Genomic DNA, 14731 nt, shown 5'->3' with positions numbered 1-14731 from the left:
ACCGTCTGCAATTCTCTCGCTGTCCCTTCGGAAGCCGGCCTGGCGGTCGCGCACTCCGGTCCGAATCTTGTCTGTATCCATTCATCGCAACCTCCTTGGCTGAAGTGTTGCGACGACCGGTTGAATCCGCCCAGTACGCCGGGGCCCGTCGGCTCAATCGCCGACGTCCCTGCGTACTGGATGCCCCGCTTTCGCGGGGCATGACGAGAGGAAAGAGGAAGACCATGAACGCGCCGCTCAAGCACACGGACGAAGCCGCCACCACTTTCGTGCGCCGTCACATTGGCCCCTCCCCGCGCGACATCGACGCGATGCTGGAGACGGTGGGCGCCAACAGCCTGACCGCACTGATGGACGAGACTCTGCCGGCCTCGATCCGGCAGAAGTCGCCGCTCGATCTCGGCCGCGCGCTCGGCGAGACCGAGGCGCTGGCGCATATGAGCGAGCTGGCGGCACAGAATGCGATGTTCACCTCGCTGATCGGCCAAGGCTATTCCGGCACGATCCTGCCTGCGGTGATCCAGCGCAACATCCTGGAGAACCCGGCCTGGTACACGGCCTACACGCCCTACCAGCCCGAGATCAGCCAGGGCCGGCTGGAAGCGCTGTTCAACTTCCAGACCATGATCTGCGACCTCACCGGGCTCGACGTCGCCAACGCCTCGCTGCTGGATGAGGCGACCGCCGCGGCGGAAGCGATGGCGCTCGCGGAGCGCCACTCGCAGGTAAAGGCGAAAGCATTCTTCGTCGACAGCGAGGTTCATCCGCAGACGCTCGCGGTGCTGCGCACCCGCGCCGAGCCGCTGGGCTGGCACCTGATCGTCGGCGATCCCCTCACCGATCTCGACAAGGCCGACGTGCTCGGCGGCCTGCTGCAATATCCGGGCACCAGCGGCGCGGTTCGCGACCTGCGTCCGGCCATCGCCACATTGCGCGCCAAGGGCGCGCTGGCGATCGTTGCCGCCGACCTGCTGGCGCTGACGCTGCTCGCTTCGCCCGGCGAGCTCGGCGCCGATATCGCGATCGGTTCGGCGCAGCGCTTCGGCGTGCCGATGGGGTATGGCGGACCGCACGCGGCCTATATGGCGGTGCGCGACGCACTGAAGCGCTCGCTGCCCGGCCGCATCGTCGGCCTCTCCGTGGATTCGCGCGGGGCGCCGGCCTACCGGCTGGCGCTGCAGACCCGCGAGCAGCACATCCGCCGCGAGAAGGCGACCTCCAACATCTGCACCGCGCAGGTGCTGCTCGCCGTGATCGCCTCGATGTACGCGGTCTATCACGGCCCGGCCGGGCTGACGCATATCGCGCGCGGCGTGCACCGCCGCGCCGCGGTGCTGGCGGCGGGACTGCGCAAGCTCGGCTTTGCGCCAAGGCACGAGGCCTTCTTCGACACGCTGACGGTCGACGCCGGCGGCAGGCAGGACGAGATCGTCGCCCGCGCGGCTTCCGAAAAGATCAATCTGCGCATCGGCGGCGGCGCGCTCGGCATTGCCGTGGACGAGACGACGACGGCGGGGATCGTCGAAGCGGTGTGGCGCGCCTTCGGCGGCACGTTCTCCTATGACGAGATCGAGGCGCAGGCGAGCGACGCATTGCCCGCCGAGTTGAAGCGGACGGGCGCGTTCCTGACCCATCCGGTCTTCCATGCGCATCGCTCGGAGACCGAGCTGTTGCGCTACATGCGCAAGCTCAGCGACCGCGACCTCGCGCTCGACCGCGCCATGATCCCGCTCGGCTCCTGCACCATGAAGCTGAACGCGACCACGGAGATGATCCCGCTGACCTGGCCGGAATTCGCCAGCCTGCATCCCTTTGCGCCGGCGGACCAGGCGAAGGGCTACCACGCGCTGTTCGCGCGGCTGGAAAAATGGCTCGCCGACATCACCGGCTATGACGCGGTGTCGCTGCAGCCGAATTCCGGCGCGCAGGGCGAATATGCCGGCCTGCTGGCGATCCGCGGCTATCACATGGCGCGCGGCGAAGGCCATCGCAGGATCTGCCTGATCCCCTCCTCCGCGCACGGCACCAATCCGGCCTCCGCCGCGATGGTCGGCATGGAGGTCGTGGTGGTCGCCTGCGATTCGCGGGGCGACGTCGACGTCAACGATTTGCGCGCCAAGGCGGAGAAGCATTCGAGAAATCTCGCGGCGATCATGATCACCTATCCCTCGACGCATGGCGTGTTCGAGGAGCACATTCGCGATATCTGCGACATTGTGCATGCGCATGGCGGCCAGGTGTATCTCGACGGCGCCAATCTCAACGCGCAGGTTGGCCTGTCGCGGCCCGGCGACTACGGCGCCGACGTCAGCCATCTCAACCTGCACAAGACGTTCTGCATCCCGCATGGCGGCGGCGGTCCGGGCATGGGGCCGATCGGCGTGAGGAAGCACCTCGCGCCTTTCCTGCCCGGTCACCCCGCAACCGACGGCGCGACGGCGCATCCGGTGGGGCCGGTGTCGGCGGCGCCATTCGGCTCGGCGTCGATCCTGACGATCTCCTACATCTACATCCTGATGATGGGCGGCGAGGGATTGAAGCGCGCCACGGAGATTGCGATCCTCAACGCCAACTACATCGCCGCGCGATTGCAGCCGCATTTTCCGGTGCTCTACCGCAACGCGCGCGGGCGGGTGGCGCATGAATGCATCGTCGATCCCCGTCCGCTGAAGGCGACCAGCGGCGTCACCGTCGACGACATCGCCAAGCGCCTGATCGATTTCGGCTTCCATGCGCCGACCATGAGCTTCCCGGTGCCGGGCACGCTGATGATCGAGCCGACCGAATCGGAATCGAAGGCGGAGATCGACCGCTTCTGCGACGCCATGATCGCGATCCGGCTGGAGATAGCCGAGATCGAGGCGGGACGATGGAAGGTCGAGGCTTCGCCGCTGCGCCACGCGCCGCACACGGTGCACGACATCGCCGACGATGCCTGGAACCGGGCCTACAGCCGGATCGAGGGATGTTTCCCGGCCGGCTCCTCGCGCACGGACAAGTACTGGTCGCCCGTCGGCCGCGTCGATAACGTCTATGGCGACCGTAATCTGGTGTGCTCGTGCCCGCCGGTGGCGGATTACGCGGAAGCCGCGGAGTGAAGTCAGGGCGCCACGAGCCTCCGGTTAGCTGAGTCCCAGCGCCAAAGGCAGTCGTTTGTCAATTCGGTGCCGCCCCACCAACGGTGGATGGGGTTGTGCCGGCCGAAATCGTCGGCGCCAGCAAGAATCGCGTTGCCGAGATCGGTCAATGCGAGCGTGCTGTTCTCGTAGCGCGTGAGGCGCTCGTTTGAGACGTGCATCGCGCCATCGAACGGGCCCTCGGTGAGACCCGAAACGGCGGGCTGCGCGCTGCGCGCCAAGCCGTCGAGCAAATTGCCCGCTTCCCAAAAGCCATATGTGATGCGTTCGTTGGGCCTCTCGTACTTGGGAAATAGGTCGTAGGGGTGCACGTAGCCAGATGCTAGCAGTTCCAGCATTCGCATTTCCGTCGCGCCAAGACCGGTCGTGCGGCCGGGCAGCTCTTCAAGAAGCGCGATTATCGTGTTGCGAAGTTGCGGAAGCGGACTCAAGTCTTGTGAAAGCAGGTTGAACCATTCGACAGGCGTTGGCGCACGCCACGCCGCCCAGGCAGTGGCTGCGAGTGCGAGGTCATCGGCATGGATAGACACGGCACGCGGTCGCTGCGCGATCCAATCCTCGGGGCGGTGATTATCGATCCGTGCGCTTTGGACCAACCGCAATCTGGAAGTAACGCTCGTATGAAACCTCAAGTGATCGAGCAGCCAGATTAGTTGTAATTGAGTGTTTGGCGCAGGATCGGCCCAGAGTTCGATTGCGTCAAAGCCCTCGCAGAACTCGATCAAACCAAGATTGCGTATCTCAGTCGCCGTCAGAGACCGTCCTTCCAGGCCTTCGGTCCAATGTTCGAAGACGCGCTTCGCCGGTCGCTGCGAAAACAGTGTCTTGAGACTGTCGTTCGACTTCAACTTTCCCCAGACGAAGTTACACCTGAACGCAACGACGCAATCGACAACGTCAGCGCACTTGTGTGCTCCCTCGGCAAGGTAATCAAATGTCAGGATCAAACGGGCCATAGCGCTTCCTTCACCCGCCATACTCACAAACAAAAACAAAACGGGCGCCGGAGACGTCGGCAACTCAACGTCCTCGGCGCCCGCCTGCCGTCATATCAAATCAGCGATCACTCCTCCGCCGGCTCCTCGCCGTCGGCGTCGGCTTCGCGTTCGCCGGCGAGAATCTGCTCGGCGATCAGGCCGGAGTTCTGGCGGATCGCGGTCTCGATCTTGGCGGACATGTCGGGGTTGGCCTTGAGGAAAGCCTTTGCGTTCTCGCGGCCCTGGCCGAGGCGCTGGCTGTCATAGGAGAACCAGGCGCCGGATTTTTCGACGATGCCGGCCTTGACGCCGAGGTCGAGGATCTCGCCCATCTTGGAAACGCCCTCGCCATACATGATGTCGAATTCGACCTGCTTGAAGGGCGGCGCCAGCTTGTTCTTCACAACCTTGACGCGGGTGGTGTTGCCGACCACCTCGTCGCGCTCCTTGATGGCACCGATGCGGCGGATGTCGAGGCGGACGGAGGCGTAAAATTTCAGCGCATTGCCGCCGGTGGTGGTTTCCGGCGAGCCGTACATCACGCCGATCTTCATGCGGATCTGGTTGATGAAGATCACCATGGTGTGGGACTTGTTGATCGAGGCGGTGAGCTTGCGCAGCGCCTGGCTCATCAGGCGGGCCTGCAGGCCCGGAAGCGCATCGCCCATCTCGCCCTCGAGCTCGGCCTTCGGCACCAGGGCTGCGACCGAATCCACCACCAGCACGTCGACCGCGCCGGAGCGCACCAGCGTGTCGCAGATTTCCAGCGCCTGCTCGCCGGTATCCGGCTGCGAGATCAGCAGCTCGTCGATGTTGACGCCGAGCTTGCGGGCATAGACGGGATCGAGCGCGTGCTCGGCGTCGATGAAGGCACAGATACCGCCCTTCTTCTGCCCTTCGGCGACGCAATGCAGCGCCAGCGTGGTTTTCCCTGAGGATTCCGGCCCGTAAATCTCGACCACGCGGCCCTTGGGCAGGCCGCCGACGCCGAGCGCAATATCCAGTCCGAGCGAGCCGGAAGAGATCGTCTCGATGTCCATCGAGCGATCGTTCTTGCCGAGCTTCATCACCGAGCCCTTGCCGAACTGCCGCTCGATCTGGGAGAGCGCAGCGGACAGCGCCTTCGACTTATCCATGGAAGAACCTTCAACGATACGCAGGGCCGGGACGGACATGGGCAGAGCTCCTTATGGCGGGATTCGGGCGGGACAAACAGCTGAGAATCGAGAACTTTTGGTTGTGGACGATCCGTACCACATTTGTTCTCTGTTCGCAATATGTTCTTTCTGTCCGGCCGCCGTCCACCCCCTCGCCGGCCGTCAAAATGGTTAGCGGTCCCTTTACGTAGAGGTTGGCGGCCCCTTTTGGTTCTCAGTCTGCGCCAGATCATTTTTTTCAGGCAGGACCGGCCTCAACCTGTCGCGATGACGCGGCGCGACTGGATGCACGTACTATCCTTGGTGGCCACGCTGGCCCTGGCCGTCGGCGCGATCTGCATCATGATGTTCGCGATGTGAGGCTGCGCGTTCACCGCGAACGCGCCGAGAAGTGGCGTAGAGCGGCATGCGCTCTCGTTCTCACGGCGCGGTTTCGCCTGAGTTCTGCAATCTCGTCGGCCCACTTCCTTGAAGAGGGCGCAGGGAAAGCCGGGTGCCGGCGGCACCCGCATCACCGTGTGCGAGATGTAGGCTTATGTCGCGCTCTCCCCGGGGAACGGCCTTTCTTGCCCCCGTTGCCTCGCCAGCACAGGCCGGCGGGGATAGACGCCAGGGTCGCGGCGCCAGGACCACACGATTTCGCCGTACGCTGCGGCGTTTTCGTCAGGTGAAGAACACCCGACGCTGCAGCGTCCATCGCAACCCGCACCAACGTTCCGTGACGACCGCGAAGCGTCCCCTCATGGTGGCGCGGGATGGGGCGGATATACTTCCGATTTGCGGAATAGTCAAGAAAACATTCGATTTAATCGAATTTTTCCTGGAAGCCGCTGATACCGCTCGCCGATTTCCGTTTTTCCGACCGGATCGGGCGAGCCCGACGCACGCGTCGGTGTGATCATGGCAGATCATCATTCCGTCAAACCTGCATGGCATCCTTCCTGCTTCTTCCGGGGCGGACGGAGGATGCATGAAAGAGGATCTGACCATCGTCGCTGCCGGCATCGTGGCCACGGGCCTGGCGATGTGGAGCGTTTGGGGCAATCCGCCCAAACATGGGGCACCCAGCGTGCTGGTGGTGCAGCGGCTGGACGCCGATCCCGACCTCAAGGCCGTCAGCGCGCGCAGCCCCTACATGCGCTCCGAGCGCTGAAACCGGCCGGATTGATGCCTTTTCAGCCCCTTTTCAATCCCTTGCCGACCCCTCGCCTACGTAAACATCCTTAGTTGCGGGGTGTTGCGCCCGGCTCGTATTTGGGGGAAATGAGCCGTCATATTATCTTCAAATGTCCGCGCACCGGCATGAACGTGCAGCACAGGCTGGACGAGGTTCCTGCCGACAAGGCCGAGGACGCCTACAGATCGGTCAATTGCCCGGCCTGCACGCTGACGCATTTCATCCATCGCAGGACCGGCAAGCTGCTCGGCGAGGCGTGAGCCCGGCCCTCGCCTGTCGCGGTCTGCCGGCTTGCGCTTCCTGCAACACCCTGCGACCAGGCCATCCGAGGACAAGAGCGCGCGAGCGCCTGACGTCGTATAGGCAGCGCGTGCGACACCGTTTCCCCGCACCTTGCCTAAAGTAGATGTTGCGTCGTCTGATAATACTACCTAAGCGAGTATTATCGGAAGATGTGAATGATTCACAAGGGCATCGAATTCACCGTCGTGGCGGCGGAAGCTCCGGGAATCTGGCGCTGGCAATTCACCATCAATGGCGAGACCAGGGGCGGCCGGACCGAAGCCCGGCTGGAACTGCTGGCGATCCGCCGGGTCAGGCTCAGGATCGACCGGGCGCTGAAACAGGCGCGCCGCCACGCCGATGACCCTGCGCCTTGAGCGGAGTTCTCCCCGCTAGAGCGTTTTCAAGCGAAGTGATACCGGTACGCGTGAAGAAAACGCGTCAAATCAAGAATCTAGAGCTTCGGTTCTGATTCAATCAGAACCGAAAATGGTCTAGTCGGCGCTGGCGAGCCGGCGCATGGTGAACTCGATCGCTCCGTCCGGCAGCTCGCGCCAGCGCTCGACCGAGCTCATATAGGCTTCCTTCGGGTAGCGGTTGAGAAAATCCCGCGCCCTCACGCGCGCCGCCTCGCGCGGCAGCGTAAAGGTCTCGCGCACGAAGCCGTCATCGGCCCGGCGGCGGCCAGCCATTCGGCTTGCGAGATCGCGCGGGCGAACCGCCATGCCGGGAACTCCGAAAAACAGGGATACGACAGGCTGAATATAGGGCTCGGAAAACCGCTTGCCGAGTCAGTTCGAGGTGCTGCCGGTCTTGGTCTTCGGCTTGGCGGGCGCGGCGGCCTTCGGCGCCTCGGTGCCGCGCACATTGCCCCAGGGGTCGCTGGAGGCCTTGGTTTCCGGAATCTTGCGCAGCGATTCCTTGTAGGCCTTTTCCCTGAGCGCCTCGGCTTCCCGCTCCTCCGGCGTCATGGACTTGAGTTCGGGGAACAAGTTGACGTTGGGCGTCTGCATCTGCGCGGCCGCAGGCCCGGCCAGCGCCACCACCACGCCCACCAACACGGCGCCAAGAATCCTCATCGCAAGTCCTCTCGTTTTCCGGCCCCAAGATACGGCCTTATAGCGGGACTTTTCAAGCAGTTGCGCTGTTCCCTTTGGCCCTGCGGCCCCTACAATGCGCTTCACAATCAGGCGAGGAAACATGCAGCAACAACACGGAGCCGAATTCGGCATCGCCGAGGCGCGGCGCATCCTGGGCGAGGTCTTTGCGCCCTGGGTTCTGGATCTCGGTCTTTCCGTCGAGGATTTCTTCTTCGAGCCGCCCGCAGGGGTGGCCGACTGGCAGCCCGGCGCGGTGCTGCGCATGCCCTTCTCGGAACGGATCTGCCGCCACGGCGGCGTCATCTCGGGCCAGGCGCTGATGGCCTTCGCCGACACCGCGATGGTGATCGCCAATCTCGCGGCCAACCGCGGCTACCGGCAGATGACCACGGTGGACCAGACCACCCATTTCATGCGCGCGGCCGCGGGCAGCGACGTGCTGGCGGATGCGCGCATCGTCCGCCTCGGCCGCACCATGAGCTTCGGGCGTGTGACGCTGAGCAGCGCTGCCGACAACAAGCCGGTGGCGATGGTCTCCAGCGCCTTCGCGCTGCTGGGCTAGGAGCGGCGCCCGCCTCCCGGACCATCATCGTAAACGAAGGCTGAAGGCGCAGCCCGGCCTGCCGAAGACCGGATTCAATCGTCCGTAATCCGGCAAGCCTTATCCTCGGGACCGTCGAGAGCTGTTTCGGATTTGCGACGATGATCGAGAAACGCGCCGCTCAGCGCCACAAGGTATTGAAGGGCGGGATTGTCGCCATCGACGGCGGCAGCATTCCCTGCACCGTGCGCAACCTGTCGACGGCCGGTGCGGCCGCCGACTTCACCCAGCGCGTGGACCTGCCGCCGACATTCACGCTTCTGATCGAGTGCGACCGGTTCGCGCGCCGCTGCCGCCCGGTATGGAGCAACGAGCGGCGCGTCGGCATGGCGTTCTGCTAGCGGAGCAACGACGCGAGGCGTTCGCGCGCGCGTCAGTAACCCCGCATGCGGCCCTGGCCATAGCTGCCACCGCCGCCGTAGTTTCCGCCGCCACCGTAGCTGCCGCCGTCGCGGTGACCGCCGCCACCGTAGCCGCCACCGCCGATGCCGACGCCGATTCCGATGGAGACCGGAGGCGGCCCCTGCTCGTACACCACGGTCGGCGGCGGACGGCGGACGACCACGACCTCGTCGACCTCGCGCACGGGCTTCGGCTTGCCGGCGCGCTTGGGCGGATCGTCGACCTTCTTGTTCGGAGTGACGTCGACCTTCTTCTGCTGCGGCTGCAACTGCGGCGCGGGCTGCGGGCCGCACGGACACATGTTGAGCGAGGCGTTCTGCACGGGGGTTGCGACCGCCGCCACGAATTCCGGACGGTAGCGCAGCCGCTCGATCATCTTGCGCGCGGTAATCGTGAGATCGCTGGCGGGATATTGCGCAAGGAAGGCGCTGTAGCCGGCCGCCGTGTTGATCAGCACGGCCCTGTTCCAGGCCACCATGCGGCGATGGCGGTCGAGCCAGTCCTTCGCCTGCAGGCCGCGCGTGGTGCCCGCATACATCACGGCGAAGGCTTCATAGGCTTCGTCGGAGCCGTCGGCCACGATGATCTCGTTGGCGGCCTCGACCGGCTTGCCCTTCAGCTCGCGCGTCCATTCCTGCACCGTCTTCTTCGCCGCGGCGAGCTTCGGGCCCGGCGTGGCGGGACCGATGAACTTGAAATCCTCCGTCAGCGACGAGGAATCCCACGGCGTCTGCCGGCCGTCGGTGGCCCTGTTCACGGCGACGCGCACGCGCTTGAAGGTTTCCTCGATCGGGATGTTCGGCTGCTTCGCCGCTTCCAGCAGCGCCGTCGTGTACGGGCTGTTGACGCCGTTGCCGTCCTCGGCGACCGCGCCGGGCGAGGTCGAGAACGACAGGAAGGTGCCGGGCACGCCGACCTTGGCATCGACGATTGCAAGGCCGCTGCCGGCGCTCTTGCCGAGTTCGGGGAACGGATTGTTGCGGCAGGAATCCAGCAACAGGAAACGCATCCTGCTCGGCACTGACGTCAGCGTGTTGAGGATGTCGTTGAGGCGCACCGCCTGCATCGGGATGTCGGCTTCGCGCTTCGGATCGATGTCGGTCGGGATCAGGAAGTTCTCGCCGTCGACCTGGATACCGTGACCGGCATAGAAAACAAGTGCGACGGTGTCGGGCCCCTTGGCCGCCACCTTGCCGGCAAAATCGGAGACCGCCGAGCGCATCTGGTTCTGCGTCAGGTCGGCGGCCGACGACACTTCAAAACCGGAGTCGGTGAGAAGCTGCGTCATCGCCCTGGCGTCGTTGCCGGGATTGGGCAGCGCCGGAACCGACTTGTAGGCGGATTGACCGATCACCAGCGCCATGCGGCTCTCGGCCCAGGCCGGAACCGACGTCAACAGGATCGTGGCTGGAATGATGACTTTGAAAAGCGAACGGCAAAACCCTCGACGAAAAGACATGGAGCGAAAAGACATGGGGTCGACCTCCCGGCATTGCAGGCTGCCGATTGGTCATGGCCCCGAATGGAAAGGTTCAACTGTGCGCCAGATCACGCAGGCGCGCCGCCACGCTGATTTGTCGCAGCTTCCGATCTTGCGGGGAACGCGCGGTCACTTCGACTTCTTCGCCGGTTCCGCCGGGCGCGCGCCGCTCCAGGGATCGTATTTCTCCTTGGGCTCGGGAATGCGGTCGAGCGCGGCCTTGTAGGCCTTCTCGTCGATCTCCGGCTTCTTCTCTTCTTTCTTCTCCTGCGGATTCGGCCGCTTGGCCTGCGCCAGCGTCTGCTGCGGCAATGCCGCCAATGCGCCGATCGCCAGCGCCACCGTGAAGATATTCGTCAGCCGCATGTCCCGCGCCCTGTTCCCATCGCCATTCCATTACCCAAAACGATAGCCGCTTGGTACCGCCTTCAGCAATTGTTGATCGACAATTGCGCCCCGGGGTTGCGCAAATTGACGGCAGAACGCCTAAATGTGGGTTCCGCGTGGGGACGAAGCGGGGTGGGATGCGGCGGATCATTGCAAGGGGTGCGTTGATGGCAGGCGCCGCGCTGGCGCTGTCCGCCTGCGGCTTTGCCGACATGCGCTCGCCGCTGCCGGAATTCATGCGAGCCAAGGCCTCCGATCCCGTCGCGCCGGAGCCGGCGCCTGATATCAGGCGGCTAATGCGCGAAAACCTGGAACAGGTCTTCACCTCGGCCTCGCAGCCGTCGCGCGTCCGCGTCTCCGCGCCACGGCGCGAACCGTCCGGCCCGAACTGGACCGCCTGCGTGAGAGCCGACCTCAATTCGGTGATGGGCAAACCGCTGGGTGCGCAGACCTACCGGCTCACGGTCGGCAACAACGCGATCGTCGATCGCCGCCGCGTCGAGGACGACGACAACTGCGCCTCCGAAACCTACGAGCCGATCTAGTTCCCGGAAAAATCCTGCCGGATTCGTTTTTCCTGGGAACCAATCGGTTCGGCAGCGCTTGCCGTGCCGAGGGCAGTTTCGGTTTCTGCAGGAGGACAAATGAGGACATTCGCAATCGCATTGCTGGCTGGCGCGGCAGCGCTGTCTGCGGGTAGCGCCCGGGCATCGGACGTTTACGTTTCGAGCGAATATGCCAATCCGTATCCGGTGCAGCAGGTCCGGCTCGTCTGCGACACCGACGGCAACTGTTATCGCAGCCGCAGCGGAGCCAGGGTGGTCGTGCGCGATTCCTACAATTACTATCAGCCGCGCGAGCGCTACTACGAGCGTCGCACCTACCATCGCCACTATGACGACACCCCGCGCGCGGGCGTCGGCATCCACGCGCCCGGCGTCAGCGTGGGCGTCGGCGTCGGCAGCGACCGCTGGTAAGCCGATAGCAACGGAAGCGCCGGGCCCTGCCCGGCGCTTTCTCCTTGCTTCGAGCTACAGGCAGCGCGTCGCTGCGCGTTCGGGGCAAAGTTTCAGCGCATTCGACAGCGTGAACAGGAAGCGCGCGCTTCGCGTCGAATTGTCCGGCGCGCGGTAGCCGAGCGGAACGGCGACGCCGAGATCGGCCTGCAGGTCGCCGACGAGGAACAGGCGCACGCCGCCGCCCGCCGAGGTCAGCGCGGTGCCGTCCCACGGACGCAGGCCGTCCCACCACACGAGCCCGCTGTCGACGAAGCTGTAGAGCTGGAAGCCGCTCCAGTACTGGTAGTTCAGCTTGCGGTCGTAGCGCAGCTCCAGCGAGCCGGCGATGCCGTTGTCGCCGCTGATCTCGGCCGCACCGTAGCCGCGGCCGAAGGCCAGGCCGCCGAGATAGAATTGCTGCGACAGATACATCGGACCCGAAGCCACCTGGCCGGCGGAAGCGAGCTTCACCGAGAACGAATCGTTGATCGTCTGGTAGCGCGTGAACCAGAAATTCAGCGCCGAGAATTTCGGCGAGGCGCCCCACACCGAGGTCCAGGCATCGCTCTTGTCGGAAGCGCCGAGCACGTCGAGGCCCTGCCGCCAGTTCACGGTGAGATAGTTGGTGCCGCCGAAACTGTCCTGCAGGCGATAATCCGCGTTCAGGCTGACGGTGCGGATGGCGTCATAGTACCAGGGCCCGAAGAAGTCGCGCTCCGACACGTTGGAAAAACCCGCAGCCAATGTCAGCGTCAGGGTCTGCTTCTGCGACTGCAGCGGAATGATGCTGGCGCGCAGCTCGAACGCCTCCGTCTTGGTGTTGTCGGAAAAAAGCCTGCGCCAGTCGCCGGGCCAGACCTCGCTGTAGAGGCCGGAGGCGCCGATGCGCAGGCCGTCGATGCCGACAGGCGTGTCGTAGGACAGCCGCGCAAAGCGCAGCTGGCGCGGGTCGCCGGGCGTGGTGGAGAGATTGAGCGCGAGCGTGTCGCCCGGCGCGATCAGGGAATTGTAGGCCGCGGTCGCATAGCTCTGCCACGGCCCCACCGCGGACGAGCCGAGATTGTCGACGCCGAGAAACGCATAGACATGCCAGGTCTTGACAGAGAGCACGAGGCGGAAATGTCCGCTCGCCGTGCCGATCTCCTCGAGCTGGGTGTCGGTGATGCGCACGCCGGGCCGCGCGTTGACCATCATCAACTGGCGCTCCAGCGTTACGAACCGCGACGGATGTTCTGCCAGGACGGGATGGAGCAGCGCACGGATGCCGAACTGCCCGGCGCCGTCGCCTTTCAGCTCGACATCGGTGATTGCACCTTCGATGACCTGGATGCGGACCGAGCCGCCTGCAATGTCCTGCGGCGGCACGATGGCGCGGCTGAGGTGAAAGCCGGCCGCGCGGTAGATGTCGCCGATCCCGGTCGCGATCTTCGCGAGGTCGGCCTGCGACACCTTCTTGCCGATAAAGGGGTGCCATGCCCCGGCGAGCTGGGCAGGCGCGATCGCGTTTGCACCGGTTAACGAAATGTTAAGCAGCACGAACAGCGGTGTCGGATCGGCTGCTGCCTCCGATCGTGCGACACGCGGTACCGCGACGCCGCGCCGGCCATCGGAGCCCTGTTCAGATTCCTGCGCTTCAAAACGCCGCTCCGTCTGCCGGACATCGAAGCCGGGCGAACCGCCTTGCTGGGCGTGCGCCGATACCGAAAGAGCGAACAGGCCGAGCACAAAAGCGAACGCAGCTCCGTAGTTCCACGGAGACGACGCAGCTCGATCCTCATTGATCCTCAGGCCCATGATTCTTAATAGTTTTTTATGGTCAATGAACCGTTAAAGACTCGCGCGCCAAAAGGCAGTTCCAACTCACTCAATTTTGAAACTTTCCTCCTAGGCTGAACCTCGAATTTTCAGGCTGAGGGAAAGTGTCATGCGTAACGCAATCGGAATTTCTCGTGCCTTCGCGACCGCGATTGCCATGGTCGTCGCGTCGACCGCCTTCGCTGCCGATGACGGCACCTGGTCGGTGAAGAAGTCTTCCGGCGACGTCTGGATGGGCAGTACATCGGGTGTGCAGCAGGCCTCGGTGAAAACCGACGAGGTGCTCAAGCCGGGCGACACCATCCGCACCGGACGCAACGGCCGCGTGCTTCTCGCCCGCGGCGAGGAGAGCATCCTGATTGCGCCGAACACGGTGGTCGCCCTGCCCCAGGAAAAGAAGGAAGGACTGTCGACCACCATCAAGCAGCAGGCGGGCTCGATCCTGCTCGAGGTCGAGAAGAAGAATGTCAGGCATTTCGAGGTCGAGACCCCCTACCTCGCCGCCGTCGTCAAGGGCACGCAGTTCCGCGTCACGGTGAACGCCTCCGGCGCGACCGTCGACGTCGTCCGCGGCCAGGTCGAGGTTGCCGACTTCAAGACGGGCCAGATTGCGCAGATCATGCCCGGCCAGCACGCCACCGCATTCTCGCACGGCAATGCCGGCCTCTCGCTCGGCGGCGCCGGCACGCTGCAGCCGATCCAGCATGGCCAGCCGCGCGCTTCCACCATCGATCGCGTGCCCGTGCCGCGCAACGGCCTCTCCGCACCCAACAAGCCCGGCTCGGCATCGCTGCAGCCGCATCGCCACGGAGCCGGCGCACCCAAGCCCGGCGTGACGCGGATTTCGTCCTCGCTCGGCGAGGTGAAGGTGAACGTCCACCGCGTGACGCATGGACTTGCGCGCAATTCCGGCGCAGCGCCGGGCATGCGAAGCGCCGCCAATCGCGATACCGCAACCGTGTGGGGCTCCGGCGATAGCGGATCGAACGGCAGTACCGGCCAGAGTTCCGGCAACGGCAACGGCGGCGGCGCAGCCGGCGCAGCCGCATCGTCCGTGTCGTCGACCGTTGCGGCCGTCGTGGGCTCCGGCACCGGCGGCGGCAATGGCAATGGCAATGGCAATGGCAACAACGGCAACGGAAACGGCAATAACGGAAACAACGGCAACCACGGCAACGGCAATAACGGCAACGGAAACGGCCGCAAGAAGTAGCAGAG

Annotated in this window: 17 protein-coding genes; 10 read left to right on the top strand and 7 right to left on the bottom strand. The window is 64.7% G+C overall.

Going from position 1 to position 14731, the window contains the following annotated elements; all coding sequences use genetic code 11:
- The first annotated feature begins 224 nt into the window (after nucleotides 1-224).
- Complete coding sequence (gene gcvP / locus HZB49_RS05135) at nucleotides 225-3098, top strand: aminomethyl-transferring glycine dehydrogenase (RefSeq protein ID WP_291609428.1); 2874 nt, start codon at nucleotides 225-227, stop codon at nucleotides 3096-3098.
- A gap of 2 nt (nucleotides 3099-3100) precedes the next feature.
- Here the strand turns inward: gcvP and HZB49_RS05130 are convergent, their stop codons facing one another.
- The gene (locus HZB49_RS05130) at nucleotides 3101-4093 is read right to left on the bottom strand and encodes a hypothetical protein (protein ID WP_291609427.1); all 993 of its coding nucleotides are present in this window, start codon (nucleotides 4091-4093) and stop codon (nucleotides 3101-3103) included.
- A gap of 107 nt (nucleotides 4094-4200) precedes the next feature.
- A complete protein-coding gene (gene recA / locus HZB49_RS05125) occupies nucleotides 4201-5289 on the bottom strand; it encodes a recombinase RecA (protein ID WP_291609426.1) in 1089 nt (362 codons plus the stop codon).
- Between the two features lie 189 nt (nucleotides 5290-5478).
- On the opposite strand from recA, the gene HZB49_RS05120 reads away from it, so the two are divergent.
- From HZB49_RS05120 to HZB49_RS05105, 4 genes are all read left to right on the top strand, one after another.
- Nucleotides 5479-5631, top strand: coding sequence for a hypothetical protein (locus HZB49_RS05120; RefSeq protein WP_291609425.1), 153 nt, complete (start codon nucleotides 5479-5481; stop codon nucleotides 5629-5631).
- A 610-nt stretch (nucleotides 5632-6241) separates the two neighbouring features.
- Complete coding sequence (locus HZB49_RS05115) at nucleotides 6242-6424, top strand: hypothetical protein (protein ID WP_291609424.1); 183 nt, start codon at nucleotides 6242-6244, stop codon at nucleotides 6422-6424.
- Between the two features lie 110 nt (nucleotides 6425-6534).
- The gene (locus HZB49_RS05110; RefSeq protein ID WP_291609423.1) at nucleotides 6535-6708 is read left to right on the top strand and encodes a hypothetical protein; all 174 of its coding nucleotides are present in this window, start codon (nucleotides 6535-6537) and stop codon (nucleotides 6706-6708) included.
- Nucleotides 6709-6906: 198 nt separating this feature from the next.
- Complete coding sequence (locus HZB49_RS05105) at nucleotides 6907-7107, top strand: hypothetical protein (RefSeq protein ID WP_291609422.1); 201 nt, start codon at nucleotides 6907-6909, stop codon at nucleotides 7105-7107.
- 117 nt (nucleotides 7108-7224) lie between these two features.
- Here HZB49_RS05105 and HZB49_RS05100 read toward each other — a convergent pair whose 3' ends face one another.
- Both HZB49_RS05100 and HZB49_RS05095 read right to left on the bottom strand, forming a co-directional pair.
- Nucleotides 7225-7455 carry a hypothetical protein gene (locus tag HZB49_RS05100; RefSeq protein ID WP_291609421.1) on the bottom strand — a complete coding sequence of 77 codons (231 nt, stop codon included), beginning with the start codon at nucleotides 7453-7455 and terminating at the stop codon, nucleotides 7225-7227.
- 66 nt (nucleotides 7456-7521) lie between these two features.
- Nucleotides 7522-7809, bottom strand: a complete 288-nt coding sequence (locus HZB49_RS05095; RefSeq protein ID WP_291609420.1) for a hypothetical protein — start codon at nucleotides 7807-7809, stop codon at nucleotides 7522-7524.
- A gap of 121 nt (nucleotides 7810-7930) precedes the next feature.
- On the opposite strand from HZB49_RS05095, the gene HZB49_RS05090 reads away from it, so the two are divergent.
- Nucleotides 7931-8392 (top strand): PaaI family thioesterase, encoded by a 462-nt coding sequence (locus HZB49_RS05090; protein WP_291609419.1) that lies wholly within the window; start codon nucleotides 7931-7933, stop codon nucleotides 8390-8392.
- 140 nt (nucleotides 8393-8532) lie between these two features.
- Entirely contained in the window at nucleotides 8533-8772 is a 240-nt protein-coding gene (locus tag HZB49_RS05085; RefSeq protein ID WP_291609418.1) for a PilZ domain-containing protein, read from the top strand.
- A 32-nt stretch (nucleotides 8773-8804) separates the two neighbouring features.
- On the opposite strand, the gene HZB49_RS05080 is transcribed toward HZB49_RS05085, so the two are convergent.
- Both HZB49_RS05080 and HZB49_RS05075 read right to left on the bottom strand, forming a co-directional pair.
- Nucleotides 8805-10292, bottom strand: coding sequence for a caspase family protein (locus HZB49_RS05080; protein ID WP_291609432.1), 1488 nt, complete (start codon nucleotides 10290-10292; stop codon nucleotides 8805-8807).
- A 150-nt stretch (nucleotides 10293-10442) separates the two neighbouring features.
- A complete protein-coding gene (locus tag HZB49_RS05075; protein ID WP_291609417.1) occupies nucleotides 10443-10679 on the bottom strand; it encodes a hypothetical protein in 237 nt (78 codons plus the stop codon).
- 188 nt (nucleotides 10680-10867) lie between these two features.
- On the opposite strand from HZB49_RS05075, the gene HZB49_RS05070 reads away from it, so the two are divergent.
- Together HZB49_RS05070 and HZB49_RS05065 are read left to right on the top strand one after the other, a co-directional pair.
- Nucleotides 10868-11245: a hypothetical protein gene (locus HZB49_RS05070; RefSeq protein ID WP_291609416.1), complete on the top strand. Its 378-nt coding sequence runs from the start codon at nucleotides 10868-10870 to the stop codon at nucleotides 11243-11245.
- Between the two features lie 99 nt (nucleotides 11246-11344).
- A complete protein-coding gene (locus HZB49_RS05065) occupies nucleotides 11345-11677 on the top strand; it encodes a hypothetical protein (protein ID WP_291609415.1) in 333 nt (110 codons plus the stop codon).
- 54 nt (nucleotides 11678-11731) lie between these two features.
- Here the strand turns inward: HZB49_RS05065 and HZB49_RS05060 are convergent, their stop codons facing one another.
- Entirely contained in the window at nucleotides 11732-13492 is a 1761-nt protein-coding gene (locus tag HZB49_RS05060; protein WP_291609414.1) for a ShlB/FhaC/HecB family hemolysin secretion/activation protein, read from the bottom strand.
- A gap of 130 nt (nucleotides 13493-13622) precedes the next feature.
- On the opposite strand from HZB49_RS05060, the gene HZB49_RS05055 reads away from it, so the two are divergent.
- Nucleotides 13623-14726 (top strand): FecR family protein, encoded by a 1104-nt coding sequence (locus HZB49_RS05055; protein ID WP_291609413.1) that lies wholly within the window; start codon nucleotides 13623-13625, stop codon nucleotides 14724-14726.
- Nucleotides 14727-14731 lie beyond the last annotated feature (5 nt).

It is taken from the genome of Bradyrhizobium sp., from assembly GCF_016219575.1.
GTDB lineage: Bacteria > Pseudomonadota > Alphaproteobacteria > Rhizobiales > Xanthobacteraceae > Bradyrhizobium.
This window is presented reverse-complemented; position numbering and strand designations above follow the sequence as displayed.

Excerpts from the sequence above, each read along its gene's own strand:
- HZB49_RS05110 (WP_291609423.1), top strand. The coding sequence starts at position 6,535 with ATGAGCCGTCATATTATCTTCAAATGTCCGCGCACCGGCATGAACGTG.
- HZB49_RS05065 (WP_291609415.1), top strand. The coding sequence starts at position 11,345 with ATGAGGACATTCGCAATCGCATTGCTGGCTGGCGCGGCAGCGCTGTCT.
- HZB49_RS05100 (WP_291609421.1), bottom strand. The coding sequence starts at position 7,455 with ATGGCGGTTCGCCCGCGCGATCTCGCAAGCCGAATGGCTGGCCGCCGC.
- HZB49_RS05075 (WP_291609417.1), bottom strand. The coding sequence starts at position 10,679 with ATGCGGCTGACGAATATCTTCACGGTGGCGCTGGCGATCGGCGCATTG.
- HZB49_RS05060 (WP_291609414.1), bottom strand. The coding sequence starts at position 13,492 with ATGGGCCTGAGGATCAATGAGGATCGAGCTGCGTCGTCTCCGTGGAAC.
- HZB49_RS05130 (WP_291609427.1), bottom strand. The coding sequence starts at position 4,093 with ATGGCCCGTTTGATCCTGACATTTGATTACCTTGCCGAGGGAGCACAC.
- gcvP (WP_291609428.1), top strand. The coding sequence starts at position 225 with ATGAACGCGCCGCTCAAGCACACGGACGAAGCCGCCACCACTTTCGTG.
- HZB49_RS05105 (WP_291609422.1), top strand. The coding sequence starts at position 6,907 with ATGATTCACAAGGGCATCGAATTCACCGTCGTGGCGGCGGAAGCTCCG.
- HZB49_RS05070 (WP_291609416.1), top strand. The coding sequence starts at position 10,868 with ATGGCAGGCGCCGCGCTGGCGCTGTCCGCCTGCGGCTTTGCCGACATG.
- HZB49_RS05090 (WP_291609419.1), top strand. The coding sequence starts at position 7,931 with ATGCAGCAACAACACGGAGCCGAATTCGGCATCGCCGAGGCGCGGCGC.
- HZB49_RS05115 (WP_291609424.1), top strand. The coding sequence starts at position 6,242 with ATGAAAGAGGATCTGACCATCGTCGCTGCCGGCATCGTGGCCACGGGC.
- HZB49_RS05080 (WP_291609432.1), bottom strand. The coding sequence starts at position 10,292 with ATGTCTTTTCGTCGAGGGTTTTGCCGTTCGCTTTTCAAAGTCATCATT.
- HZB49_RS05085 (WP_291609418.1), top strand. The coding sequence starts at position 8,533 with ATGATCGAGAAACGCGCCGCTCAGCGCCACAAGGTATTGAAGGGCGGG.
- HZB49_RS05095 (WP_291609420.1), bottom strand. The coding sequence starts at position 7,809 with ATGAGGATTCTTGGCGCCGTGTTGGTGGGCGTGGTGGTGGCGCTGGCC.
- recA (WP_291609426.1), bottom strand. The coding sequence starts at position 5,289 with ATGTCCGTCCCGGCCCTGCGTATCGTTGAAGGTTCTTCCATGGATAAG.
- HZB49_RS05055 (WP_291609413.1), top strand. The coding sequence starts at position 13,623 with ATGCGTAACGCAATCGGAATTTCTCGTGCCTTCGCGACCGCGATTGCC.